Below are 23,166 nucleotides of genomic sequence, written 5' to 3'. Positions count from 1 at the left end.
AGGGCGGCAAGCCGCGCCAGGCGCCCGAGACGGTCGAGACGACTAGGCTGGCGCCGCGCCTGTGCAACGAGACCGGCTGCCAGATGTTCTGGCCGCTCAGCGGAAACGACATCCTCGCCCTGCGCGAGGGCAAGGACATCCACTTCAGCTACACCGCCGCACCCCCGCCAGGCGTCTTCCCGTACCCATACCGCTACCAGTTACGTACCGTAACGCTACAGGCGGCCTTCCGCGCAGAAGGCTTTAAACAAGCCGTCGAAGCCTCGCTGAAATGAAACAGACTTGAGAAATAAACTTTGATTGAAGCGACTGTGCTTATGCCCGGATAAAGCGAAGGGCGTGGCCGAGATGTGAAGCTCTACCTCGCTTGATATCGTTCGCGCTTCGCTCTTGCTTCAATGGACCGTCGGGGCGGGGGCGTCGCTAAGAAGGCGCCTGCGCAGCAGCCGCGCTTCCCACGAGCCGACTGCGAGCATGACGATCGTCGTCAGCCAGCCCATGGTCAGCAGATCGACGGTGAACGCGACAGGGATCAGAAGCAGGAGCGCGACCACGCCCGCGACGTGGGACGCGGGCACGACGCCATAGACGATCCTTTTGTAGACGGCGCTCCCAAGCAGATAGACCACCGGGCCGGCGGAAAGAATGAGCGCGTAGGCCGTTTTCAACGGGTCATGCGGATGCGCGAGCACGAGATCGTTGCCAACGGCCGTCGCGATGATGCCGGCGACCAGGATGGCGTGAATATAGTGGAAGTACGCGCCGATACGACCCGGGTCGGCGGAGCGGACGATCGTCTCCGTCGCATCCTTGCTCGACGTCCCGAAATAGAGCCACCACATGGCGAGCGTGCCGAGGAAGGTCGCGAGCAACGCCGAGAGGATCGACATGTCCCACGTCTTCGCCCCGGCCATGGTCGCGCCGGTGGCGAGCAGCGTCTCGCCGAGCGCGACGATGACGAAGAGCTGGCAGCGCTCGGCGAGATGCCCGCCCTCGATCGTCCAGTCGCTCGTCTTGGAGCGTCCGAGGCGGGGCAGTGGAAAGCCGAACATCGGCGAGACGTATTCGCAGGCGACGGCGACCCCCCATAGCACGCCGCGCATCCAGCTCTCCGCGAAGGCGCCGGCAATCCAGAACATGGCCGAGATCATCAGCCAGCCGAGCATCCTCCGGTAGTTGGCCGAGAGCGGGTGATCCGCACCCAGCTCCCAGGCGATATAGGCGGTGCGGCCGACCTGAATCGCCACATAGGCGAGGGCGAAGATCAGGGCCCGCTCGCCGAAGGCCTCGGGAAGGGCCGAAGCCATGACGAGGCCGGCCAGCATCAGCGCGAAGAGCATGGAGCGGATGCGCGGGGTCTCGGGATCGAACCAATTGGTGACCCAGCAGGTATATTGCCAGCCGAGCCAGACGGCGAACCAGAGGATCAAAGTCTGGACGACGCCGGTCAGGGTCAGGTTGTGCAGCAATTCGTGGCTGAGCTGGGTGACCGCGAAGACGTAGACGAGATCGAAGAACAGCTCTTCGAAGGTGACGCGGGCATGATGGCCGTCGCGACGGCGCAGGAGCGGATGCTGGTCTGGAGACTGGTCGGTCATATCCGTCGCTTCACCGTGCCATTCGCCAGATCGCGGCGGCAGCGGCCGCGGCGGGCAGGGCAAAGACGAGGAAGAGGATCGGCAACTCGTCCCGCACCGAATAGCCGGCCTTCGTCACCCCGATCCACATGTTGGTGAGCGACATGGCGAGCCAGACGGGGACGAACAGCTTGGCCGCAAGCGCAAGATCCGCGTCGGTGCCGCCCCAGAGCTTTCCGAACAGGAGGAAGAGGCCGAGCAGGACGATGCCGCCGCCGATCACCATTGCCATGTGCATGTCCGACACTCTCCTTAAGAAAACACGCTGAGATTCCTGGCGATGTCCTTGCCCGCATAGGGCGGGAAGACATCGAGATCGACGTCCGGATTGCCGATCAGCATCGCCTTGGCGTTGCTCAGCGCGTCGAAGCCGGCCTTGCCGTAATACTTGCCCATGCCGCTATTGCCGACGCCGCCGAACGGCAGGCTGTCGATCCAGCAATGCAGGTTGGTCTGGTTGACGCAGCCGCCGCCGAAGGAGAGGCTCGCAAGCACATGGTCGATCGCCGCCTTGTCCTTGCTGAAGATGTAGGCGGCCAGCGGCTTCGGCTTGCGCTTGATGATGCCGACGATCTCCCTGAGGTCGCGATAGGCCATCACCGGCAGCACCGGTCCGAAGACCTCCTGCTGCAGAGCCGGATCATCCCAGCCCGAGGGATAGAGGATGGTCGGCTCGACATAGCGCGCGGCGATGTCGAAGCGCCCGCCGTGCACGACCTTTCCGGGGATGATGTAGGAGGCGACCCGCTCTGCATCATGCGTGCTGATCATGCGCGCGAAGTCCGGGCTCTTGCTCGGGTCCTCGCCGTACATCTTGACGATCGACGCCTTGAGCTTGCCGACGAGAACGTCGGCGACGCTCTCATGCACGCAGACATAGCCCGGCGCGATGCACCATTGGCCGGAGATCGCGTTATGGCCCCAGGCGATGCGGTCGGCGGCGATGTCGAGATTGGCTGTTTCGTCGACGATGGTCGGATTCTGCCCGCCGAGTTCGAGGATGACGGGCGTCAGATGCTCGGCGGCGGCGCGCATCACCACCTTGCCCACGGCCGAGGAGCCGGTGAAGAAGATGAAGTCGAAGGGGAGCAGCAGCAGCTCGCCGATCTCCTCGCGCCCGCCGGTGACGACGGTGACGTTCTCCGGTGCGAAATACTGCGGCACCAGTTCCTGGAACAGCGCGGCGGTCGCCGGCGTCGTGTTGGCCGGCTTCAGGATGACGGTGTTGCCGGCCGCGAGCGCAGCGATCGCCGGGTCGAGCAGCAGCAGGATCGGGGCATTGAACGGGCCGATCACCAGCGTGACGCCATAGGGCTCCTTGTAGATCACGCCCTTGTTGCCGGTCGCCTCCAGCCCGGCAGGTATCGCGACCTGCTGCGGCGCCATCAGCTCGCGGAGATTCTCCCGGTAGTACCTGATCACCCCGCTCGGCACGGTGATCTCGAAGAGCTGCTCGAAGGGCGGCTTGCCGAAATCCTGATAGAGCGCGGCGCAGAAGGCGTCCTTGTTCTCGAGGAGCATCCGCTCCATGCGGCCGAGCTGGTCCATCCGCCAGTCGTAGCTCTTCGTCGCGTCCGTCAGGAAATGCTCCCGCTGCGCGTCGAGGAGCGGCTGAAACCTGTTGCTCATGACCCAAACTCCGGAAGCGCCGCGAATAGGGGAGGCGGCCGGGGTTGCCCCGGCCGCCCATCGGCTCACTTGGTGGTGTAGCCGCCGTTGACGAGGATGGTCTGGCCGGTCATCCACCAGCCGTCCGAGACCAGCAGGCGGATGAAGGGGACGATGTCCTCGATGTCCGTCAGGCCGGTCTTGGAGAAGTTCGAGAGCGCGGCGGCCGTCTTGTGGTAGGCGACGGCCTCGGTGCCCTCGGCTGGGTAGAAGAATGGCGTGTCCATCGGGCCCGGGCCGATGGCGGTCACCGAGATGCCGCGCTCGCCGAGCTCCTTCGAGGCCGCGCGCGTAAAGTGCTCGACCGGAGCCTTGGTGCCGGCATAGCTCGAATAGAACGGCGTGTAGGCGCCGAGCAGCGAGGTGACGATCGTGCAGATCTTGCCGTTGTCGTTGAGGTGCTTGCCCGCTTCCTTGATGAAGAAGAAGGCCGCCTTGGAGTTGACCGCGGTCATCTCGTCGTATTCGGCCTCGGAGATCTCGGCCATCGGCTTCTTCAGGACCTTGCCGACGGTGTTGATCGCGATGTCCGGGCGGCCGATCGCGGCGACGGTTTCAGCGAACAGCGTCTCGTTCGCGCCCGCCGTGGTCAGGTTCGCCTGCAAGGCGACGGCCTCAGTCCCGAGCGCCTTCACGGCGGCGACCGTCGCATCGGCATCCGCCTTGCTCGCGGCGCTGTTGTAGTGGATCGCAATCGCCTTCGCCCCCTGGGCCGCGAGATCGCGGGCGATCAGCCCACCCAGGTTCTTCGCGCCGCCGGCGATGATGGCGGTCTTGCCCTTGATGCTGTGATCGGTCACGGCGTCGGTCTCCTTGCAGACGGCCGCGCCACGCAGCCGCTTTCGCCGCCGCACATTATCGTCTAGGATTTTACAATAAAGCTGGCCATTCTGATATCACCTGTCAGAATATCCGCACAATAACAGGATGTCCTCACAATCTGAGCGTTTGCGACATTGGACCGGATCGACTTGTTCCGCGTATTCGCCCGGGTGGTCGAATGCTCCAGCTTCACGCGGGCGGCCGATACGCTCGGCCTGCCGCGCTCCTCGGTGTCGGCGGCGGTCTCTGAGCTTGAGGCCCGCGTCGGGGCGCTGCTGCTCCACCGCACCACCCGTCGCGTTTCTCCCACCCAGGACGGCGCGGCCTTCTACGAGCGCTGCCTGCGCGTCATTTCCGATGTCGAGGAGACCGAAGGCCTCTTCCGGCAGAGCGGGGCAATGCCATCGGGCAAGCTCCGCATCGACGTTCCCGGCCGGATCGGTAGGCTCGTCATCGCCCCCGCGCTGCCGGATTTCCTTGCAGCCTATCCCGGGATCGATATCGACCTTGGCGTGACGGATCGTGCGGTGAATCTGGTGGAGGACAGCGTCGACTGCGTCCTGCGCGTCGGGCCCTTAAGTGATTCGGGCTTGGTTGCACGGTCGATCGGCAAGCTGATCCTGATCAACGTCGCCAGCCCCGCCTACCTCGCCCGCTACGGCGTTCCGTTGAAGCCGGACGACCTCTCCGAGCATTGGGCGGTCAACTATGCGTCGCCCGCCACTGGCCGCATCGAGGACTGGGAATGGCTGGAGCAGGACAGCGCGTGCACGAAAGCGCTGCGCAGCCGCGTCACGGTCAACAGCGCTGAGGCTTACATCGCCTGCTGCCTCGCCGGCCTCGGGCTCATCCAGGTCCCGGCCTACGACGTTCGACAGCACATCCTCGCCGGCGAGCTCGTCGAGGTGCTGCCCCAGCATCGCGCCGAGTCGATGGCGGTAACGCTGCTCTATTCACATCGCCGCCATCTCTCGCGCCGCCTGCAGGTCTTCGCGGATTGGCTGGACGGGCTGTTGAAGCGCGAATTGCTGTCGGAGCCTCCCCCGGAAAAGGCTGGATGACGCCATCCGCCGCCATGTCGCGGACCATTTTCGCGAGCACCGCACGAATCTGACAAAACAGCGCGTTTCCGTGAAAGGCTGTCTACCCGAACAGCTCAATGTAACTTGAAGTGCGGTACCCCCAGCGCGTAGATTTCGGGGGCTGCAGAGGGCCCGACACTGGTGCTTTCCTCAGCCTGCCTCCAGATCGCGGCTTCATCGTGCCGGGCGGTTGCGCCTTGGTGCCTGAGTACCTGCGACTCCTGGCGTAGCGGGGCCTCCCGCTCCGGCGGAGGCATTTCGTAAGGGACAGAGTTGAGCAAGCCGCGACACGCGCCCCGATCACGGTGCGCTGACTCTGCGCCACCATTGCGGTGGCGGAGGGTCGGGTTTCGGCTTCCTCCAAGAATCGAGGGTGCTTGGGAGATGCTGAGGGGTATCCCGGACGAGTGGGGGCCGAAATTCGAGCGCGATGGCGGTGCCGTCGCCCGGACGCGAACAGGCCCGAACGCAATTCATTTCACCGCGCCGGCGCATATGGTGCTGGTCATGTTCACGGCCCAGCCGCAACGCCAGGTCGCGCTCAACAGCGACAAGAAGGCCATCGGCCTCGCCCCGGTCGGATCGCTCGAGATCATTCCGCAGCACAGCGAGCTGTTCGCGCGCTGGGTGGTCGAGAAGCAGAACCTGCTCGTCGCCGTGGATGGGACGCGGTTCGAACGCCTGGCCGGGTTGGAGTTCGATCGGGACACGTTCGAGCTTCATCCGCCCAAGCTCGGCTTCGTCGACGATGAAGCCTACGCCCTGGCCCGCCGGATGCGGCAGGAAGTGGAGAATGCGGATCTCGGTAGCGAAGAGAGTCTCGACGCTCTGGTCACGGTTTTCTCGACATATCTGCTGCGAAACTACTCGTCGCTGAAAGGCCACCAGCCGCGCGTGTTCAATGGCGGGCTTCCTCCAGGCGTCTGGAGGCGTGTGAACGACTTCATCCAGGGCCATTTGTCCGAGCATCTCTCCCTGGAGCGGCTGGCGGCTATCGCGCATTTGTCGCCCAGCCATTTCGCCCGGGCGTTCAAGCAGACCACGGGGCAGTCGCCGCATCAGTACGTGATCTCGTCCCGCCTCGCTCACGCCCGGAGTTTGATCGCCAGCAGCGACACACCCCTGAGCCAGATCGCAATGTCCACCGGTTTCTCCAGCAACAGCCACATGACCGCTATGATGCGGCAGGTCTGGGGGGCGACGCCGACCGAGTTTCGCAGAGGGGGCTAGAGCATGGCGCGAAAAGGTGGAAATCGGCTTTTCGCGTAGGCCGGGCTCTCACTTTTGGCGATCTAGCGCATCGGACCGAAAAGTGGAATCCGGTTTTCGGAACAATCCGGTGCAATAACAAAAGCCTGGATCGCCACTTTGCGTCCGATAGGACGCACGGCGATCTAGCCTGCCAGATGCGAGCTGGCTGCCTCATCTCCCGGGCTTGGATAGCCTGCGGCAACGACGGGTTCCGCCGGCGCTTGACTCGATGGGGTGCGGCTGTAACGCTGCTGGAAGGCGCGGCCAAATGCGGCGGTGCTGTCATAGCCCACCTCAGCCGCCGCCTGGCCGACATCCAGTCCTTCGGAGAGACGCCGCGCCGCCCATTCCAGGCGAATCTGCCGCGAGTATTCGGCGGGTGTCGTTCCGAACGCGGATCGGAAGCCATCCGTCAACTTGTTCCGGTTCAGCCCAAGGCGGCGGCTCAGCGCCTCGATCGAGGGAGGTCGGCCGAGTTCGCTACGGTAGATCAAGGCGGCGGCCTCGATCAGTCGCTGCTCTCGGGCTGCCGGGCTCAGGCCGGCAACCGCATTGGGACGGGCCAAGCCGTTGAACAGCATGACGGTCAAGGATAGCAGCTCCATGGCCTTGGCCGTCAGGTACACGTTTCGGATGGGCTCGTTGAAGGTGCAGTCGATCATCGCATCGAGGATCAGCCACATCTCCGGCGTGAGCGGCATTTCTATCGAGACCGGGGATGGCGCCTTCGTGGCGAAGGTGGCGCGATATTCCGCGGGCCAGAGATCGGGGCGCAGGCCGAAGCTGTCGATCAAGAGTTCGCGCTCGATGAAGATGCTGGCCCCCCGCATGTGCATGTTCCCCGCGAATTCCGAAACGGAAGCGGGCATCGCATTCAGCCGGACGGACCCGGAGCGGACCTGCCTGACCTGGCCGCTGCCGTAAAGGCGGTACGCACCGGACTGGGTAAATTGCAGGGTCACGCAGTTACGCCGCATCAGCCGGCTGCGCGACGGCTGGAGCATGCGGTAATTCTGCAGGCATAGGACGAAGCCGATATCGATCAGTCGATATGAAGGAGGAGAGAGGATTACCTTCTCAAGTGGGTCCCATACCTCCGTTCCGGACAGAATTGGCTTCGATCTGAGCGCGCTCATGAGATCATCGACATCGAGATCCAAGCTGGAGCTCATCGTGCTTCGTCCTCCCTCAACGCAAGATGCAGTTGCGATACCTTTTTGAGCTCTCGCGATCCGATCAGAGCAGAAGATATGCGGCCCATGTTCGATTCCGACGACCAGCGCAGATCCAGGCGGGGGCTGGGCGGATCAAAGGCGTGCCGGCATGGCTGGCACGAACGGATGAGATTCATCGGGGGTGCCGTAGCGGGACGAGCGCGCGTTTACGCTCGAATATCCAAGCTTAGCTTTAGCCGCCGCGTCATCTTCGTCAAGATACTGCGCCGTCAACTGTCCCGCCATGAAGACCCCGTTGGCTCGTCGCTCAGCCAGCGATAGAGCGGCGCCGCGATCAGGTTGCGCCCCCGCGTTGGGCGGCACTTGGGGTTCAACCCGCGCGAACGCGCTGAAAAGCGACCTCGAGCTCGGCAATCGCGACGGCAACGTCCCTTTGCTGGTTGCGCAGCAGTTCAAGCTGTTCGGCGATCTGCCTGTGCGTCAAGTGAAGTCCGGCCAAGGTTGCCGCATTCCGATCGGCTCTCGTGTCGGCGAGTTTCTCTTCTGCCACCATGGCGTAAATCTCATTGAGGGTGAAGCCGAGCTGTTTGCCCTTCAAGATCAGTGCAAGTCGAGCCCGATCGGCAGGCGAGTAAATTCGCTGCACTCCATCTCGGGTCGGTGACAGAAGACCACGGGATTCATAGAAGCGTAGCGCACGGAATGTGACGCCGAAATCGCGCGCGAGATCCGAAATAGTGCTTTTCGGTGCTTGATTTTTTCCTGCATGACCTTCGGCGCCGTATTCCGAAGCCTCCGCCGATTCGAGGTATGCAGCTGAATCGGATAATATCGCCTTCAGGGATCGTTCGTTCATGACGTATTCCTAATTCGAACGACAAGTTTAGTCGTATATGAGCCAAATGCCGCTACGTTTGCCAGTGTGCTACCACGATCTATAGCTTCTTCTGAATTCGGCCGGTGTTAAGGCCGTCTCTCGTTTGAAGAATTTAACGAACCCGCTCGGCTCGGCGAAGCCGAGATCATGGCCTATTGCTGATACGCTCTGCGCGCTATGAAGAAGAAGACGTCTGGCTTCTGTCGCAATGCGCTTCCTTAGGATTGTCTTTGGCGATAATCCGCAGGCCTCCAGCGTGGAGCGCGCTAAAGTCTTCTCCGAGTAGCCGAGAAGCTTTGCATAAGCGCCGACCGTATGTAGGCGCCGAAAATCCTGCTCTACAACGCGCTTGAAGCGATCAAGCCGAACAATATGCTCGGGCTGGCCGATCGACGGAAGGCACGCGCGGCTGGCCTTTGCAAACCGAAACAGGACGGTCTGCAGCTGGCTTTTCAACAAAGCCGCCCGATGAAACCTATCGTTCACGGAATCGGCGTCGAGAACCATCTGATTTACGCTGGCCGAGCATGCGCGATGGTCGTCAGATTCCAGACGCACGTTGCCGCTGATATCGACCAGCGCGATGCTGGCCTTGATCTCGTCGATGACGCGACTGTCCCGATTGGCGGCCAGCGCGTCGCTGCGAAATACGATCAGCCAACCGCTCCACGCAAATATGGGATCGATATCGAAGCTTTGGCCAGGCTGCAGAGCGAACCAGGTCCCTGCTGCGTATTTGAAGATTTTTCCATTCACGCGATGAAGCAGGGACCCTTCGCATATCCCGAACAACGCGTGGCAATCATCATGCTGGTAAAGCTCCAGCTGAGCCTGAATCAGTGCTTTGTCAGTGGCCAAAGGCACGACTGGTTCGGGCGCGATAGCGGCGTGCGCCTTTCTCCTGGCGGCCATGCCGCCTTCCGAAGTTCTCGCGAATTCCTGACCGTGCGACATCGTTGCGCATCACCTCTTCGATTCGACGTGTGAAATACAGTAAAATCTAGGTATTTGATGTAGATAATTGATCGTCTCTGCTCGATACTGGAAAGTAGATCCGCTATTTATCGACAATAATTGAGACGTATTCAAAATGAATCTGTGATTTGGATACATCAATTCTCTTCGTTGACGAAAATCAGGTACGCTGCCGTACGGTCGTTCGACAGAACGCAACGGTATGTATTTTACCGTTAGATACGGTTTCGTCTTCGAAGGGCCGTTGCGTTGATACGTAATACGGCGCGTCGAACGAGCTGATCAGGCATGGGTCAGAGGCGTTCTGGTGCGAAAAGCTCTTCCGATGCGGATGGCACCGGCCGCACGCGGCCATGTAACAGGCGTTGCTCGCGCAATCGGGGAGTCAGACGAGCAGATGAATTCCACGTCCGGTCACGTTGGTGCGCCTCGAAGCGCTCTGTCTTCCTGAGCCGTTCTTGCGGTATGGCGTTGCTGCTCGGTTGGCGGCGATGCTGGCGACCCCCGTGACCGTTGTCGCGAAGGCGCGGCTTCCAGTCGCTCTGAACGGCCCGCGCTGCCTCGCGGTCACACTCTTTGCGGAGCGGCCAATAGGCAGCTCCCGGTCGCTAGGGCAGGGGTACTATTGGCGCTAGAGGATGATGCCGAAAAGTGGGCACCGGTTTTCGGACGGCATCCCGCTCTAGCGACATTGTGTGCAGACGCTGCGGATGCGTGCTGTATCGGCCGATGCCATCTGAGTGCGGCGCTCGGCCAAGACGCTTAGTCGACGGCCAGCCCGGCTTTTTTCAGGGCGGCGGCGAAATCGTCGATGCGCGCCTGTTCAAAGCGGCGATACTGGAAATCCTTGCGCATGAGGCTGCCGTAATTCGGGCGGATCTCCAGGAGGCGCTTCACTGCATTCGAGGCAGCGGCCGTGTTGCCGAGATGGCTCTGCGCGGCCGCCATCATAAGCCAATAATGATATAAATTGGGGGCCGGATGCCGCTCCAGCATGGCAACGGCTTCGCGGTATTGCTGCCGCCGATAGAGATCCAGGACGAGCACAAAATAATCCGTCGCCACCGGTGTCGGGCGCGATGCAACGGCCTCCTTCAGGATCGCGACACCCTCATCATAGCGGCCTATGGCTTCCAGTCTGTTGCCATAGGTAATCCGAAGGCTGGGATCGCTGGGGTTGAGCTCGATGGCCCTTTTGGCCGTGCGCTCGAATTTCTCGATGTCGCCCTGCTGAAACGCGACGGTGGACGCAAATTGGTAGGTCGTGGCCAGATATGGAGCATAGCGCTCGGCGCGCTCAACGGCGGCAGCCGCGCGCCGCAACGCTTCTGCCGAGGCATTGGAGTCTGCGATTTGGACGCGGCTCTCATCGACATAGGCATAGGCCAGCCAACCCCATGCCTCGCCATGCTCGGGATTCTGCGCAACCGTCCGCTCCAGGCAATCGATCAGAACTTTCCGAATGGCGTCATCGAGGACGAACAGGTCTCTTGCTCGCGCTATGCACGCGTAGCCAGGAGTCGGATTCCCCACGATGGTCTTGCGCTCGTGCGATGGTATCAGAGCTCCCCGGGAGGCTATGGCCGCGGCGATCTTTTCCGCTATCGCGTCCTCCGGCGCTGCCGATCTCCCATGGCCCGCCCTTGTCTCCGATGCGCCGGACCATAGAAGGGCCTGGTCGCGCCCATTGAAAACCTGCCAGCTCGCGCGAGTTACCAAGTCGTCGATCGTGACGAGCATGGTAACGACATAGATCTTCCGGGACGGGGAGGCCTGCCCGGTAACCTTGGCGACGACATCTTCGCTGCTCTGGTCGCCCATGGGCGCGACGACGGATAGCCCGCCAAAACGGGCAAGAGACGCGGGCAAGGCCTCCGACAACGTTCTCGCCAGCGCCAACGTGGGAACGTCCGATGTCACGGGAACAGCGCGGAGCACCACAGCTGTCGGCGTTTCCGTCGCGCCGTCGCGTTGCCATGGCGCCCAAAAGTAGGCGGCGGCGGCCAGAGCCAGCGCACCAATTGGCACGATCTTCCATAGCGTTCGCAAATGGATGAATCCGAGCGTGGCTCGTACGAACACAGTCTTGTCTCTGGAGGCCGGGGCCTGAGAAGCAACGACATGCGCGCCGCTGAGTTGAGTGTTACGGCTCGGCTGGCCGGCAGGCGGGCTGACGCGATCTCCGGCCATCGCCTCCAGCACTGAGCCACTCATGACCTCGAACATGGGCTCGTAGCCACCGGGAGGGACCGCGATGCGAATGGGGTCCAATCGTCCCTCGTTCGCATAGTACTGCGCCAAGCCGAGACGCAGCCTCCCCGCTTCTATTCGTACGACAGGGTCGAGACCGCCGTCGAAGTCGGGGGATCGCCCGAAAACTTCAACCGCGATCGTATAGGCCTTTATCCTATTCCCCCTTCCGGCGATGGATTCCTCTGCAACGAAGCGAAGAAATTGCTTGTTGCGTTTCGATAGCCGCAATGTCGGTTGGGATAGAAGCCACTCTAGGACCTCTCGCTTCGTCTTGTCGTCGATTGGCATGTGTATTTTTGTCTTTAAGCTTTCCGTTTTATCGATGCGATCGATCCATCGATGAGCGTCTCAGCGTTGCCGTATAAATTTATTCAGGCAAAGGATTACTGTGTAATTTACTATAGGTTGTTCAAAGGTCATGGTGCGTATTTCTGATATGAACTTCAAGGAAAGGCAATGTTTCGATTTAGGTCGGCGAGTTTTATGGTGCGATTTTGATATCCTGGCGCGTTTTCCGACAATGGTGCCGCGGGCGCTTCCAGTTAACTTCAGCGATGTCGACCCGAGCGCGACGCTCGCCGTAGAGCATCGGACCGAAAAGTGGAATCCGGTTTTCGGAACAATCCGATGCAATAACAAAAGCCTAGATCGCCACTTTGCGTCCGATAGGACGCACGGCGATCTAGCGAGCAGCAATGCCGTCACGGTCGCGAGGCTGCACTGGCCGAAGCCGCCTCGCCCTCGCGATCGGCACTCTCCACACAGCCTGGCCAAAGATGGCAAGACCCTCGTCGCGCTGTCGGCCACCTTTGTCGACGCGCGTCTGAGGACGGGAGTTGCTGACCGCCGGGGAGAGAGCGACTCGGGACGATCTTCCGCCGCCGCCAGCCAGTTTTAGAGCATCGGACCGAAAAGTGGAATCCGGTTTTCGAAAAAATCCGATGCAATAACAAAAGTCTAGATCGCCACTGTGCGTCCGATAGGACGCACGGCGATCTAGCGATCCCTCCCATGCAGCGCGTCGAGCCTGATTCTCCGGAGTTTTCGGGGAAGGCGTGAGCCCGATTCTGCCGGGCGAATGAGCCGAGACACCGCTGACCGAGCGATGCCGCGACCTGCATGTCCTGGTCGAAGCCAGCGCGAGTGGGACTGCGAGACCGCGTGGACGTTACCGGCTTTGGTGTATGGCAAGCCTCGCGCAGCGAAGGTCCGAGCTTGCCAGCCGAGCCGTGCGACGGCAATCTCAGCTCAGTAAGACATTGAGCGGGTGTATGTCGGTATACTCTCGTCGGGCAACAAGACATGGGAAACTGCCACATCATGATCATGGACGGTGCGAATGCCGATGCCGGCAAGATGGGCGAGATCGCTCAGCTCGAGCGTCGGTCGGGGCTTCTCAATCGCCGGTCGTTTCTGGTCGGCTCCGCCGTCGGTCTCGGCGCGCTGGGGCTAGGCGGTTGCGTGACGTCCGACGGCATGAGCCTTGCCGAGGCGGAGAAGGTCTACGGGCCGGTGCCCGAGGAGAAATTCCCGATCCCGGCGGTCGATGTCACCAAGGTCGATCCGAAATATTTCCGCCGGACGGTTCGCTACGAGACCAAGGAAGCGCCGGGCACGATCATCGTCGATCCCAGCAATTACTACGTTTACCGGGTTGAGGACGAAGGATCCGCCACCCGCTATGGTGCCAATGTCGGCCGCGACGGGTTCCTGTGGAGCGGTGACGCTTATATCGGGCGCAAGGCCGAATGGGCGACCTGGACGCCGCCCAAGGAGATGATCAAGCGCCAGCCCGAGGCCGCCAAATACGCCGGCGGCATGCCGGGCGGCCTCGACAACCCGCTCGGCGCCCGCACGCTTTATCTCTATCAGAACGGCGCTTACACGCTCTACACGATCTACGCCTCCAGCGATCCCGAAACGATCGGCTCGGGCATCACAAGCGGCTGTGTCGGCCTCCTCAGCCAGGACATGATGCACCTGTACTCACGGACGCCGGTCAAGACGAAGGTGGTCGTCCTGCCGGCATAGGCAACGGCGTCAGCGCCCGGTCCAGGCGCCGCCCGTGCGGGCAGCGCAAGGAACGGGGCCGTTCTCAGAGGCCTGGAGACGGATTCAGATTCATCCAAGAGTTAGAGCATGATGTCGTGCTCTAGCTGAGCAAGGTCTGCCGGATCTCGGACGGCGTCCGGCCGTAGCGCATCCGGAACTGCCGATAGAACGTCGAAGGCTGGGCGAAGCCGACTTGCAACCAGCAGCTCTCCGCCCTGTCGCCGGACGACTTCCGCTTCGTCTGAGCGGCGCTCCCCATCCGGCTCGAACTGAAAGGGCGCCCCGCGCGGGCGCCCTTTCTTGTCGGTAGCGGAACTCCAGCAGTGCTCGCCGGGAGCGACCCCTGCCGTCGCCGTCTTGCCGGAGCGGACGACTGTCAGGCGGCCTCGTTCACGCTTGGGATCACGTAGACCGAGATGCCGTCCGCGCGCTTGCGTGCAGGGAACAACCGGCTGGGTTCAATTCAACTCTGGGAGAGAGCCATTTCGGTTCTCTGCTGAGAACCGGGTGGCCTCGAACCTAGGCTTTTTGCCCAGGCCGGCTGTGACGTGCGAACCACGAGTTCCGGCCAGCGCCAATTTCGTCCTTATCTCGCCCGACTGTTTCGCGCCTGTAGCGGAACTCGGGACGCAGATATCGGCCGGTCGCCGTCCGGCGATAAGAATGACCGGAGGTGCGATGCTCAGCGTGTCGCCGCTGTCCGCAGCCCGCGCTCGTAGAGAGCTTGATCGAACAGGCCATCGAGCGCCGGTGCGGTGGGAAAGTCGCCGAGTTCGACCTGATAGGCGAGCAGGTCCTCGGTCGCCTTGCGGATCCTGGCGGGGTCGTTGACGAAGCTCACCGCCGGCGAGGTCAAGGCTCGCGTGATCGTGTCCTCGGCGACCAGGCCGCCGCCGAGGGCGGCGAGTACGAGCGGCGCCGCCTTGGCGGGGTCCGTGCGGACCAACTCCGTCGCTCGATGGAACAGGCCGACGAAGCGCTCGGCCAGGTCGGGCCGGCTTTTCAGCAGGCTTCCCGAGGCTGCGACGACGACGCCTGGAATGTTCGGGAACATGTCCGGCGAATTGACGATGCGCTTGGTGCGCGGGTCGCGCTCGGTCACCAGGGTGGCCGAGGGTTCGAGTAGCGTGCCGCCATCGATGGCGCCGCTCAGCATGGCCTGCTGCACCACCTCGATGCCCATGTTGGCGATCTCGACATCGGATCGCTCGACCTTGCCCACTTTCCAGAGCCAGTGGTGCAGGGCGACCGTCGGCACGCCGCCGGGTGGCAAGGTGCCCAGCTTGGCCTTGCGGCCGGTCGCGGCCCTGAAGGCAGCGAAGGCTTTGGCAGGGTCATTGCCGTTCTCAGCGAAGGCCTTGGCGAGCGCGGGCCCCGCCACGAAGGCTGCGCCGCCGACGGCGGCAGCGGCGATGACCGAGGCGTCGAGCCCGCGGGCGCGGGCGACGGCGACCGGGGCGATCCCGATGACCAGGATGTCGATCGTGCCGGAGGCGAAGGCTTGAATGGCGTTCGGGCCGGAATCGAACTTGGTGAGCTTCAGATCGAAGCCGGCATCCCGTGTCGATCCGTCGCCGGCAAGGACGAACAGGGCGCTCGCTCCGATGACCGGCACATAGCCGATGCGCAGCGTCGTGCCCTGGGCGAAGCCGGGACCTATCCCGGCCATGGTGCCGGCCGCCAGCGCAAGCAAAGTTCTACGGTCGATCATATCAAGCTCCGCCCCGCCGCACGACGAACGGTCGACGCGGCTGGCCGGCATCATGGCATCGGGGTGGGGGAGAATGCTTCTAAATCTTCTCGCCAAGAGAGGTCAAAACCAGCGCGATACCGGCTCGCAATGTGAAATCCATCTGCGTACTCCCGGGCATGCCGCCGCCTAAGGCAGCCGTCGTCAAGGTCGGGAAGGGCCAACGGCAGGCATCATCCTCGCGGGCGCCGAAAGCCTCCATCGGGTCGCGAGCCGACGTTGCTTGGGCCAGCGAGGAGTGTCCGGTTCCGGGTAGTCTCCCGATGTCTGCTCCCGGGCGCGCGGTCAGTTCTCACACGGACCAAAGTGCCGGGCAAAACAACGCTAGCCCTCTTCCTTGAAGGCGACGTCGCGCGTGCGGCGGAATATCGGCAGCGTCACCAGGGCGAGCAGCGCCAGCGCGAGCAGCAGCAATCCAGCGCTGATCGGGCGGGTGGCGAAGACCGTCGGGTCGCCATGCGAGAGCACCATCGCACGGCGCAGGTTCTCCTCCATCAGCGGCCCGAGCACGAAGGCCAGCAGCAGCGGCGCCGGCTCCAGGCGCAGCTTCAGGAACAGGTAGCCCATGAGGCCGAAGACCAGCAGCAGCGAGACCTCGAAGACGCTCTTGTTGATGCTGTAGACGCCGATGCAGCAGAACACGAGGATCGCCGGGTAAAGCAGGTGATAGGGGATCTTGAGCAGCGCCACCCAGATCCGGATCAGCGGCAGGTTGATGATGACGAGCATCACGTTGCCGATCAGCATCGAGGCGACCACGCCCCAGAACAGCTCCGGATTCTTGGTCAGCACCTGCGGTCCCGGCTGGATGCCGTGGATCATCATGGCGCCGGCCATCAATGCGATCACGGCATTGGCCGGGATGCCGAGAGTCAGCAGCGGGATGAATGAGGTTTGAGCGCCGGCATTATTGGCCGATTCAGGCGCAGCCACGCCCTCGATCGCGCCCCGGCCGAAGCGCTCCGGCTCGCGTGAGAGCCGCTTTTCGAGCGCATAGGCGGCGAAGGAGCTCAGCATCGCGCCGCCGCCCGGCAGCAGCCCGAGCACCGAGCCGAGTGCGGTTCCGCGCAGCACCGCCGGCCATGACCGCCTGAAATCGTCCTTCGTCGGCCAGAGGTTGCTGATATCCCCGGTGACGAGGCTGCGCTCTTCCGGCTTCTCCAGGTTCTTGATGATCTCGCCGACGGCGAAGACGCCCATGGCCAGCGGCACGAAGCCGATGCCATCGGCAAGCTCGGGAATGCCGAAGGTCATGCGGCCCAGGCTGGAATTGAGGTCGGTGCCGACCGAGGCGAGCAGCAGGCCGAGCACGATCATGCCGAGCGCCTTGAGCAGCGAGCCCTGCGCCAGCACGATCGCCGCGATCAGGCCAAGCACCATCAGCGCGAAATATTCGGACGGGCCGAAGAGCAGCGCGAGCACGGCCAGCGGCGGCGCGAAGAAGGCGATGAACAGCGTCGCGACGCAGCCGGCGAAGAGCGAGCCGAGCGCCGCCACGGCCAGCGCCGGGCCGGCGCGGCCTTGCCTCGCCATCTGGTAGCCGTCGAGGCAGGTGACGACCGAGGAGTTCTCGCCGGGCAGGTTGACCAGGATGGCGGTAGTCGAGCCGCCATATTGCGCGCCGTAATAGATGCCCGAGAGCATGATGAGCGCCGTGACCGGCGGCAGATAGAGCGTCACCGGCAGCAGCATCGCCACCGTCGCGACGGGCCCTAACCCGGGCAGCACGCCGATCAGCGTGCCAATCAGCGCGCCGACCAGGCAGTACAGCAGGTTGGTCGGCAGCAGCGCGATGGTCAGGCCGTGATAGAGGCCGAGCAAAGTCTCCATCGTCAGTCTCCAAAGCCCGGCCAGACGAGGATCGGCAACCCGAGCGCTTCGACGAAGAGGAGCACGGAAAAGACGGCGAGCCCGATGCCGAGCAAGGCGGCCTCGAGCGGGCGCGTGCCGCGATGGGCCAGGCAGGAGAGCAGCACGAGGCCGATCACGGCGGCGACCAGCCCGAGGCGCTCGATCGCGAAGGTGAAGAAGGCCAGGCCGGCAAGCACCCAGACGATCGGCCGGGGCGCCCATTTTTCCAGCGGGCCGCCCTGGGTCACGAGGCTCTGGGCGATGATCATCAGGCCGAGCCCGATCTGCAGATAGCACAGCAGCCGCGGCACGTAGCCCGGCCCCATCTGGGTCGCCGAGCCGAGCCGCAGCGGCCAGGTCAGGGTCAGCGCCAGCAGCGCGAGGCCGACCAGCAGCAGGCCGGAGACCAGATCGGTGACGTTATCGATACGACGCACGCGTCACCTCGATATTCCTGGCGTGACGGGAGATGCCGGGGCTCCGCCATGGAGCGCCCGGCATGCGAGGCGGGATCAATTCTCGGGCTTGACGTTCGCGGTCTCGATCACCTTGGCCCAATGCTCGGCGTCCGACTTGATGAAGGCGGCGAACTCGGCCGGGGTCGAGGCCGCGACGACGAAGCCGAGCTCGCCGAGCTGCTTGCGCACCTCCGGCAGGTCGAGCACCGCCTTGGTCTCCTTCTGGAGCCGGTCGACGATCGCCGGCGGCGTCTTGGCCGGCGCCACGATGCCCTGCCAGGCGAAGGCCTCGAAGCCGGGATAGCCGCTTTCCGCGACCGTCGGCACGTTGGGCAGGGTCGGCAGGCGCTCCTTCGAGGTGACGGCGAGCGCGCGGAACTTGCCGGCATCGATCTGGGGCTTGGCCAGGGTCGCCGACATCAGCATCAGGTGGATATGGCCGCCGAGCAGGTCGGTGACGGCCGGTCCGCCGCCGCGATAGGGCGCATGCGTCAGCTCGATGCCGGCGGCGCGGCTGAACAGCTCGACGGCGAGATGGTTGATGCTGCCGGTCCCGACGGTGCCATAGGCCAGCGCTTTCGGCTTGGCCTTGGCGACGGCGACCAGCTTGGCCAGCGTGTCGAACTCGGACGAGGCGTTCACCGCCACGACCAGCGGCATCGTGCCCATCAGCGTCACCGGCGCGAAATCGGTGAAGGTGTTGTAGGTCAGGTCCTTGTAGAGGCTCGGATTGACCGTGTGCGCGTCGACGACGACGCCGATCGTATAGCCGTCGGCGGGCGCGCGGGCGACGACGCCGGTGCCGATCGTGGTCGCGGCCCCGCCGCGATAGTCGACGACGATCGGCTGCTTCAGCCGTTCATCGAGATGCGGCTTCAGCGTCCTGACCACCGCATCGACCGAGCCGCCGGGCGCGAAGGGGATCACGAGGGTGATCGGCTTCGCCGGATAGGTTTTCTCCTGCGCGGCGGCGGGTGCGAGACCCAAGGCGCATGATAGCGCGGCGATGGCAGCCGATAGCCTCAGTCCTTGCAGCATGATCGATCCTCCCTGTGAGTTCAGTTTCTGGTTTTTGCTTCACCCGCTCCCCGGGTGTTCAGTCTTGCTTCAGACCCGCGCCGCGATGGAGCTTGGCCCCGGTGCGCGCCTGCAGATCGTCGAATGAGAGGCCGGCGGTGATTTCGCTCACGACGAAGCCCTGGTCCGTGACCTCGATAACAGCCAGATTGGTGTAGATGCGCTTCACCGCGCGCTGCGCGGTCAGCGGATAGGAGCAGCGCTCGACCAGCTTCGGGCTGCCGTCGCGGGTCGTATGCTCCATCATCACCCAGAGCCGCCTGGCGCCGACGGCGAGGTCCATGGCGCCGCCGACGGCGGGCGCGGCCTCGGTCTCGGAGGTCGCCCAATTGGCGACGTCGCCAGTCTCGGCGACCTCGTAGGCGCCGAGCAGGCAGAGGTCGAGATGGCCGCCGCGGATGATCGCGAAGCTGTCGGCATGGTGGAACAGCGAGGCACCGCTGCGCAGCGTGACGTTCTGCTTGCCGGCATTGACGATCCAGGGATCGAGGTTTTCCGGCGTCGCGACCGGGCCCATGCCGAGCAGCCCGTTCTCGGAATGGAAGACCACCTCCCGATCGGCCGGGACGCAATCGGCGACCAGCGTCGGCATGCCGATGCCGAGGTTGACGTACCAGCCCTCGGGAATATCGGCGGCCACGCGGGCGGCCATCGCGGCGCGGCTCAGGGGAGCAAACTGGGGTGCTGTCGAGATCGTCATCACCATGTCCGGCCTTAAGCCGCCCTGGCCGGCGGTGGATCGCCATAAGGCACCGGCACGACGCGGTTCACGAAGATGCCCGGCGTAACGATGGCCTCGGGGTCGAGATCGCCGAGCGCGACCATCTCCTGGGTCTGGACGATGGTGAGCTCCGCCGCCATCGCCATGATCGGATTGAAGTTCCGGCCGGTGCCGCGATAGATCAGGTTGCCCCAGCGATCGGCGCGCCAGGCCTCGACCAGCGCGACGTCGCCATGCAGCGCCTGTTCCAGGACGTAGGAGCGCCCGTTGATCTCGCGCACCTCCTTGCCGGCCGCGAGCCTGGTGCCGGCTGCAGTGGCGGTGAAGAAGGCCGGGATGCCGGCGCCCGCCGCCCTGATGCGTTCGGCAAGCGTGCCTTGCGGCGTGATCTCGAGCTCGATCTTGCCGGCCCGGTAGAGCTCGTCGAAGACGCTCGAACCGCGCGGGAAGCTGCAGATGATCTTGCGCACCCGCCCCAGACCCATCAGCTTGGGCAGGCCTGAATCGGCGGCCCAGCCGGCATTGTTGGTGACGATCGTCAGCTCGCGGGCGCCATGTTCGATCAAGCCCTCGATCAGCGCATAGGGATGGCCGACCGCCCCGAAGCCGCCGACCAGGACGGTCGCGCCATCGGGCACGCCGGCCATGGCTTCGGCGATGCTGGCGACACGCTTGTCGATCATGGCGTTGCACTTGGCCCGGTCGGGCCCTGGTGACGGTGAAGGGGCATCGGCATCAGCATCCCGTGAAGACCGGCTTGCGCTTTTCCTGGAAGGCGCGCCGTCCCTCGATCCGGTCCCTGGTATCGCGCAGCACGCCCCAGACCAGCCGCTCGGTCGCGATGGCGACATCGAGCGGCAGGCCGGCGCCCTGCTTGACGAGACGCTTCACCGCCCGGACCGAGAGCGGCGCATTGGCGGCGATGCGCCCGGCGATCGCCTGCGCCTCCGCCAGCAGATCCGCCGGGGGCACGATGCGGCTGATCAGGCCGAGCCGCTTCGCCTCCTGCGCGTCGATATGGTCGCCGGTCAGGAGCAGCAGCATCGTGTCGCTTGCGCCCATCGTGCGGGGCAGGCGCTGGGTGCCGCCATCGCCGGGAATGCTGCCGACCTTGACCTCGGGGAGCCCGAAGCGCGCCGTGTCGGCGGCGATGCGGATATCGCAGGCCAGTGCCAGCTCCAGCCCGCCGCCGAGCGCATAGCCGTTGATGGCGCAGATGATCGGCTTGTCGAGTTCGAGCTGGTTCGAGAAGGCCTCGTCGCCCGCGCCGAAGGCGAGCGCGGCATAGCTCTCGGCCGGCGGCATCGTCTTCTTGAGATCGGCGCCGGTGCAGAAGGCGCGTTCGCCCGCACCGGTCAGGATGACGACGCGCACGTCGTCATCCTGCCGGATCCGGGCCCAGCAATCGAGCAGGGCAGCTTGCGTTTCCGGGTCTATCGCATTCATCGCTTCGGGCCGGTTCAGGACGACCGTTGCGACATGGTCCCGGATCGAAAAATCGACCGACATTCCTGGGTGATCCTCCAGACGCGAGCCGGCGGGCGCCGGGCGGGGTCATACCTTCTTGGACAGCCACAGCGCGGCGTCTTGCGGCGTCGCACGGGTAGGTTCCCGCTTGAGCTTTCCGCCGGCGCCCGCGCCGGGTCAAACGAGTTAATGGCGGCTTCCCTTGAGGTTTCCTCACAAGAGCCGGGCACGCCCACGGTCAGGCTCAGGCAGGGGTGAACATCGGCAAGGCCAGGCCGTCCTCGCGCCGCCTGATCGCCAGCTTGACCGGCTGGCCGATGGCGAGCGCCTCGAAATCGCAATCGACGATGTTGGTCATCATAGTCGGCCCCTCAGCGAGGCTGACGAAGGCGATGGCGTAAGGCACCTTTGCGCGCCGCATGATGCTGTAGGAGTAGATCACCCCCCGTCCCGAGGCTTCCTGCCAGCCGGTCCTGCTGCTGGAGCAGAACGGGCAGATCGCGCGCGGATACCAATGCGCCTCGCCGCAATCCTCGCAGCGCCTGACGAGGAAGCGTCCCTCGATCAGCCCCGCCCAGAAGGCGTTGGTTTCCGGATTGTGCAGGGCCAGCGCCGTCACCGCATCCGTGCTCATCACTCGCGCTCCATGATCAGGGTTGCGCCGCCATGCCTCATGCTGATGAGGCCGCCCGTGCCATGGGCCAGCGCCACGTCGCAGTTCGGGACCTGCACCGCCGGATGCGCCTCGCCGCGCAATTGCCGGACAGCCTCGATGACCTTGGTCATGCCGCCGCGATGGACCGGGTGGTTGTTGCACAGCCCGCCGCCATCGGTGTTGAAGGGCAGCCTGCCCTGGCCCGAGATCAGGTTGCCGTCGGCGACGAAGCGGCCGCCCTCGCCCTTCCGGCAGAAGCCGAGGTCTTCGAGTTGAACCAGCACCGTGATGGTGAAGCTGTCATAGAGCGAGACGTACTTGATGTCGGCCGGCCGCACCCCGGCCTCTTCGAACGCGATCGCCCCGGACCTGACGGCGGCGGAATAGGTCAGGTCGACCTGCCCGCCGGACTGGTGCTTCACCGCCTCGCCGGCGCCCATGACCTTGACCAGCGGGCGCTTCAGGCTGCGCGCGATCTCCGGCTTGGTCACGATCAACGCGCCGCCGCCGTCGCTGACGACGCAGCTGTCGAGCCGGTGCAGCGGATCGGCGATCACCGGCGAGGCCAGGACCTCGTCGACCGTGACGAGGTTGCGCAGCATGGCGTTGGGATTGTGCTGGGCATGGTGCGAGGCAGCGACCTTGATCCAGGCGAGCTGCTCGCTCGTGGTGCCGAACTCGTACATGTGCCGCATGGCGCACATCGCGTAAGCGTTGAGCGTCTCCATGCCGAACAGGCTCTCCCAGAGGAAATCCGGCTGTTCGGGATTGTCGCGGCGCGGCGCGGCGCCGGTCGAGGAGCCGTCGCTGCGCGGCCGCCCGGCCAGCGTGATCAGCGCGACGTTGCACTTGCCGAGCGCGATCGCCTGGGCGGCGTGGGCGACATGGGCGATGTAGGACGAGCCGCCGATATTGGTCGAATCGACGTGCCGGACCTTGAGGTTCATGTATTCGAGCATCGAGAGCGGCCCGGTGCCGGGCGCATCGCCGGCGCAGAAATAGCCGTCGACATCGTCCTTGCTCAGGCCGGCATCGGCGAGCGCGCCGAGCGCGACCTCGGCATGCAGCTGCGCCACCGACTTGTCCGGCGCCTTGCGCGTCGGGTGCTCGAAGGCTCCCGCGATATAGGCCTTGCCCTTGATGCTCATCGCCTGCCCCAGCCTCGCACGCTGCTCTCCCTAGAGCATCGGCCCGAAAAGTGGAATCCGGTTTTCGGAAGAATCCGATGCAATAACAAAGGCCTAGATCGCCACTTTGCGTCCGATGGGACGCACGGCGATCTAGGCTCGTTTCCGGCCGGAGCGTGTTTCCCGTTCCGCAGCCGGCGGCCTCTCGCATCGGCCAAAAAACCTTGTGCGTCAAACGACATAACGATAAGCCTGCTTGAGTTTTCCT

The 23,166-nt window shown here is 64.1% G+C and carries 22 protein-coding genes; 4 read left to right on the top strand and 18 right to left on the bottom strand.

Annotated features, from left to right (window positions below):
* A partial coding sequence (locus tag DWF00_RS29620) for a hypothetical protein (protein WP_181833314.1) occupies positions 1–275 on the top strand: 275 nt, incomplete at its 5' end.
* A 120-nt stretch (positions 276–395) separates the two neighbouring features.
* On the opposite strand, the gene DWF00_RS28260 is transcribed toward DWF00_RS29620, so the two are convergent.
* The 4 genes from DWF00_RS28260 to DWF00_RS28245 form a co-directional block, all read right to left on the bottom strand.
* Positions 396–1,598 (bottom strand): low temperature requirement protein A, encoded by a 1,203-nt coding sequence (locus DWF00_RS28260; RefSeq protein ID WP_114832645.1) that lies wholly within the window; start codon positions 1,596–1,598, stop codon positions 396–398.
* Positions 1,599–1,608: 10 nt separating this feature from the next.
* Complete coding sequence (locus tag DWF00_RS28255) at positions 1,609–1,869, bottom strand: hypothetical protein (RefSeq protein ID WP_245974365.1); 261 nt, start codon at positions 1,867–1,869, stop codon at positions 1,609–1,611.
* Positions 1,870–1,889: 20 nt separating this feature from the next.
* Positions 1,890–3,266: an aldehyde dehydrogenase family protein gene (locus DWF00_RS28250; protein WP_114832649.1), complete on the bottom strand. Its 1,377-nt coding sequence runs from the start codon at positions 3,264–3,266 to the stop codon at positions 1,890–1,892.
* A 65-nt stretch (positions 3,267–3,331) separates the two neighbouring features.
* On the bottom strand, positions 3,332–4,105 hold the full coding sequence (locus DWF00_RS28245) for an SDR family oxidoreductase (protein WP_114832712.1): 774 nt from the start codon (positions 4,103–4,105) through the stop codon (positions 3,332–3,334).
* A gap of 156 nt (positions 4,106–4,261) precedes the next feature.
* On the opposite strand from DWF00_RS28245, the gene DWF00_RS28240 reads away from it, so the two are divergent.
* Positions 4,262–5,188, top strand: coding sequence for a LysR family transcriptional regulator (locus DWF00_RS28240; protein WP_114832651.1), 927 nt, complete (start codon positions 4,262–4,264; stop codon positions 5,186–5,188).
* 405 nt (positions 5,189–5,593) lie between these two features.
* Entirely contained in the window at positions 5,594–6,439 is an 846-nt protein-coding gene (locus DWF00_RS28235; protein ID WP_114832653.1) for a helix-turn-helix domain-containing protein, read from the top strand.
* Positions 6,440–6,603: 164 nt separating this feature from the next.
* Here DWF00_RS28235 and DWF00_RS28230 read toward each other — a convergent pair whose 3' ends face one another.
* From DWF00_RS28230 to DWF00_RS28215, 4 genes are all read right to left on the bottom strand, one after another.
* Positions 6,604–7,620: a helix-turn-helix transcriptional regulator gene (locus tag DWF00_RS28230; RefSeq protein ID WP_181832911.1), complete on the bottom strand. Its 1,017-nt coding sequence runs from the start codon at positions 7,618–7,620 to the stop codon at positions 6,604–6,606.
* A 385-nt stretch (positions 7,621–8,005) separates the two neighbouring features.
* Positions 8,006–8,491, bottom strand: coding sequence for a MerR family transcriptional regulator (locus DWF00_RS30025; RefSeq protein WP_114832657.1), 486 nt, complete (start codon positions 8,489–8,491; stop codon positions 8,006–8,008).
* A 69-nt stretch (positions 8,492–8,560) separates the two neighbouring features.
* Positions 8,561–9,466 carry a helix-turn-helix transcriptional regulator gene (locus DWF00_RS28220; RefSeq protein ID WP_114832658.1) on the bottom strand — a complete coding sequence of 302 codons (906 nt, stop codon included), beginning with the start codon at positions 9,464–9,466 and terminating at the stop codon, positions 8,561–8,563.
* Positions 9,467–10,249: 783 nt separating this feature from the next.
* Positions 10,250–12,028 (bottom strand): tetratricopeptide repeat protein, encoded by a 1,779-nt coding sequence (locus DWF00_RS28215; protein WP_114832660.1) that lies wholly within the window; start codon positions 12,026–12,028, stop codon positions 10,250–10,252.
* A gap of 1,032 nt (positions 12,029–13,060) precedes the next feature.
* On the opposite strand from DWF00_RS28215, the gene DWF00_RS28210 reads away from it, so the two are divergent.
* Complete coding sequence (locus tag DWF00_RS28210) at positions 13,061–13,771, top strand: L,D-transpeptidase (protein ID WP_114832662.1); 711 nt, start codon at positions 13,061–13,063, stop codon at positions 13,769–13,771.
* A gap of 121 nt (positions 13,772–13,892) precedes the next feature.
* Here the strand turns inward: DWF00_RS28210 and DWF00_RS30170 are convergent, their stop codons facing one another.
* The 10 genes from DWF00_RS30170 to DWF00_RS28160 all read right to left on the bottom strand — a co-directional run bounded on the left by DWF00_RS30170 (position 13,893) and on the right by DWF00_RS28160 (position 22,919).
* Complete coding sequence (locus DWF00_RS30170) at positions 13,893–14,051, bottom strand: AraC family transcriptional regulator (protein WP_114832664.1); 159 nt, start codon at positions 14,049–14,051, stop codon at positions 13,893–13,895.
* 423 nt (positions 14,052–14,474) lie between these two features.
* Positions 14,475–15,503, bottom strand: coding sequence for an ABC transporter substrate-binding protein (locus DWF00_RS28200; RefSeq protein WP_181832912.1), 1,029 nt, complete (start codon positions 15,501–15,503; stop codon positions 14,475–14,477).
* Positions 15,504–15,866: 363 nt separating this feature from the next.
* Positions 15,867–17,372, bottom strand: coding sequence for a tripartite tricarboxylate transporter permease (locus DWF00_RS28195; protein ID WP_114832668.1), 1,506 nt, complete (start codon positions 17,370–17,372; stop codon positions 15,867–15,869).
* Positions 17,373–17,374: 2 nt separating this feature from the next.
* On the bottom strand, positions 17,375–17,830 hold the full coding sequence (locus tag DWF00_RS28190) for a tripartite tricarboxylate transporter TctB family protein (protein WP_114832670.1): 456 nt from the start codon (positions 17,828–17,830) through the stop codon (positions 17,375–17,377).
* Between the two features lie 75 nt (positions 17,831–17,905).
* Positions 17,906–18,889 (bottom strand): Bug family tripartite tricarboxylate transporter substrate binding protein, encoded by a 984-nt coding sequence (locus tag DWF00_RS28185; RefSeq protein WP_114832672.1) that lies wholly within the window; start codon positions 18,887–18,889, stop codon positions 17,906–17,908.
* Between the two features lie 58 nt (positions 18,890–18,947).
* The gene (locus DWF00_RS28180; protein ID WP_425453191.1) at positions 18,948–19,634 is read right to left on the bottom strand and encodes a 3-oxoacid CoA-transferase subunit B; all 687 of its coding nucleotides are present in this window, start codon (positions 19,632–19,634) and stop codon (positions 18,948–18,950) included.
* An 8-nt stretch (positions 19,635–19,642) separates the two neighbouring features.
* Positions 19,643–20,329 (bottom strand): 3-oxoacid CoA-transferase subunit A, encoded by a 687-nt coding sequence (locus DWF00_RS28175; protein WP_210207957.1) that lies wholly within the window; start codon positions 20,327–20,329, stop codon positions 19,643–19,645.
* Positions 20,330–20,384: 55 nt separating this feature from the next.
* Positions 20,385–21,158: an enoyl-CoA hydratase/isomerase family protein gene (locus DWF00_RS28170; protein ID WP_114832675.1), complete on the bottom strand. Its 774-nt coding sequence runs from the start codon at positions 21,156–21,158 to the stop codon at positions 20,385–20,387.
* 202 nt (positions 21,159–21,360) lie between these two features.
* Entirely contained in the window at positions 21,361–21,750 is a 390-nt protein-coding gene (locus DWF00_RS28165; protein WP_114832677.1) for a Zn-ribbon domain-containing OB-fold protein, read from the bottom strand.
* Positions 21,750–22,919, bottom strand: coding sequence for a thiolase domain-containing protein (locus tag DWF00_RS28160; RefSeq protein ID WP_114832679.1), 1,170 nt, complete (start codon positions 22,917–22,919; stop codon positions 21,750–21,752). The genes DWF00_RS28165 and DWF00_RS28160 overlap by 1 nt, the downstream gene beginning before the upstream one ends.
* Positions 22,920–23,166: the final 247 nt, after the last annotated feature.

It is taken from the genome of Allobosea caraganae, assembly GCF_003351345.1.
GTDB lineage: Bacteria > Pseudomonadota > Alphaproteobacteria > Rhizobiales > Beijerinckiaceae > Allobosea > Allobosea caraganae.
This window is presented reverse-complemented; position numbering and strand designations above follow the sequence as displayed.

Coding starts and splice junctions, on each gene's coding strand:
- DWF00_RS28260 (WP_114832645.1), bottom strand. CDS start 1,598: ATGACCGACCAGTCTCCAGACCAGCATCCGCTCCTGCGCCGTCGCGAC.
- DWF00_RS28255 (WP_245974365.1), bottom strand. CDS start 1,869: ATGGCAATGGTGATCGGCGGCGGCATCGTCCTGCTCGGCCTCTTCCTC.
- DWF00_RS28250 (WP_114832649.1), bottom strand. CDS start 3,266: ATGAGCAACAGGTTTCAGCCGCTCCTCGACGCGCAGCGGGAGCATTTC.
- DWF00_RS28235 (WP_114832653.1), top strand. CDS start 5,594: ATGCTGAGGGGTATCCCGGACGAGTGGGGGCCGAAATTCGAGCGCGAT.
- DWF00_RS30025 (WP_114832657.1), bottom strand. CDS start 8,491: ATGAACGAACGATCCCTGAAGGCGATATTATCCGATTCAGCTGCATAC.
- DWF00_RS28220 (WP_114832658.1), bottom strand. CDS start 9,466: ATGTCGCACGGTCAGGAATTCGCGAGAACTTCGGAAGGCGGCATGGCC.
- DWF00_RS28215 (WP_114832660.1), bottom strand. CDS start 12,028: ATGCCAATCGACGACAAGACGAAGCGAGAGGTCCTAGAGTGGCTTCTA.
- DWF00_RS28210 (WP_114832662.1), top strand. CDS start 13,061: ATGATCATGGACGGTGCGAATGCCGATGCCGGCAAGATGGGCGAGATC.
- DWF00_RS30170 (WP_114832664.1), bottom strand. CDS start 14,051: ATGGGGAGCGCCGCTCAGACGAAGCGGAAGTCGTCCGGCGACAGGGCG.
- DWF00_RS28200 (WP_181832912.1), bottom strand. CDS start 15,503: ATGATCGACCGTAGAACTTTGCTTGCGCTGGCGGCCGGCACCATGGCC.
- DWF00_RS28195 (WP_114832668.1), bottom strand. CDS start 17,372: ATGGAGACTTTGCTCGGCCTCTATCACGGCCTGACCATCGCGCTGCTG.
- DWF00_RS28185 (WP_114832672.1), bottom strand. CDS start 18,889: ATGCTGCAAGGACTGAGGCTATCGGCTGCCATCGCCGCGCTATCATGC.
- DWF00_RS28180 (WP_425453191.1), bottom strand. CDS start 19,634: ATGGTGATGACGATCTCGACAGCACCCCAGTTTGCTCCCCTGAGCCGC.
- DWF00_RS28170 (WP_114832675.1), bottom strand. CDS start 21,158: ATGTCGGTCGATTTTTCGATCCGGGACCATGTCGCAACGGTCGTCCTG.
- DWF00_RS28165 (WP_114832677.1), bottom strand. CDS start 21,750: ATGAGCACGGATGCGGTGACGGCGCTGGCCCTGCACAATCCGGAAACC.
- DWF00_RS28160 (WP_114832679.1), bottom strand. CDS start 22,919: ATGAGCATCAAGGGCAAGGCCTATATCGCGGGAGCCTTCGAGCACCCG.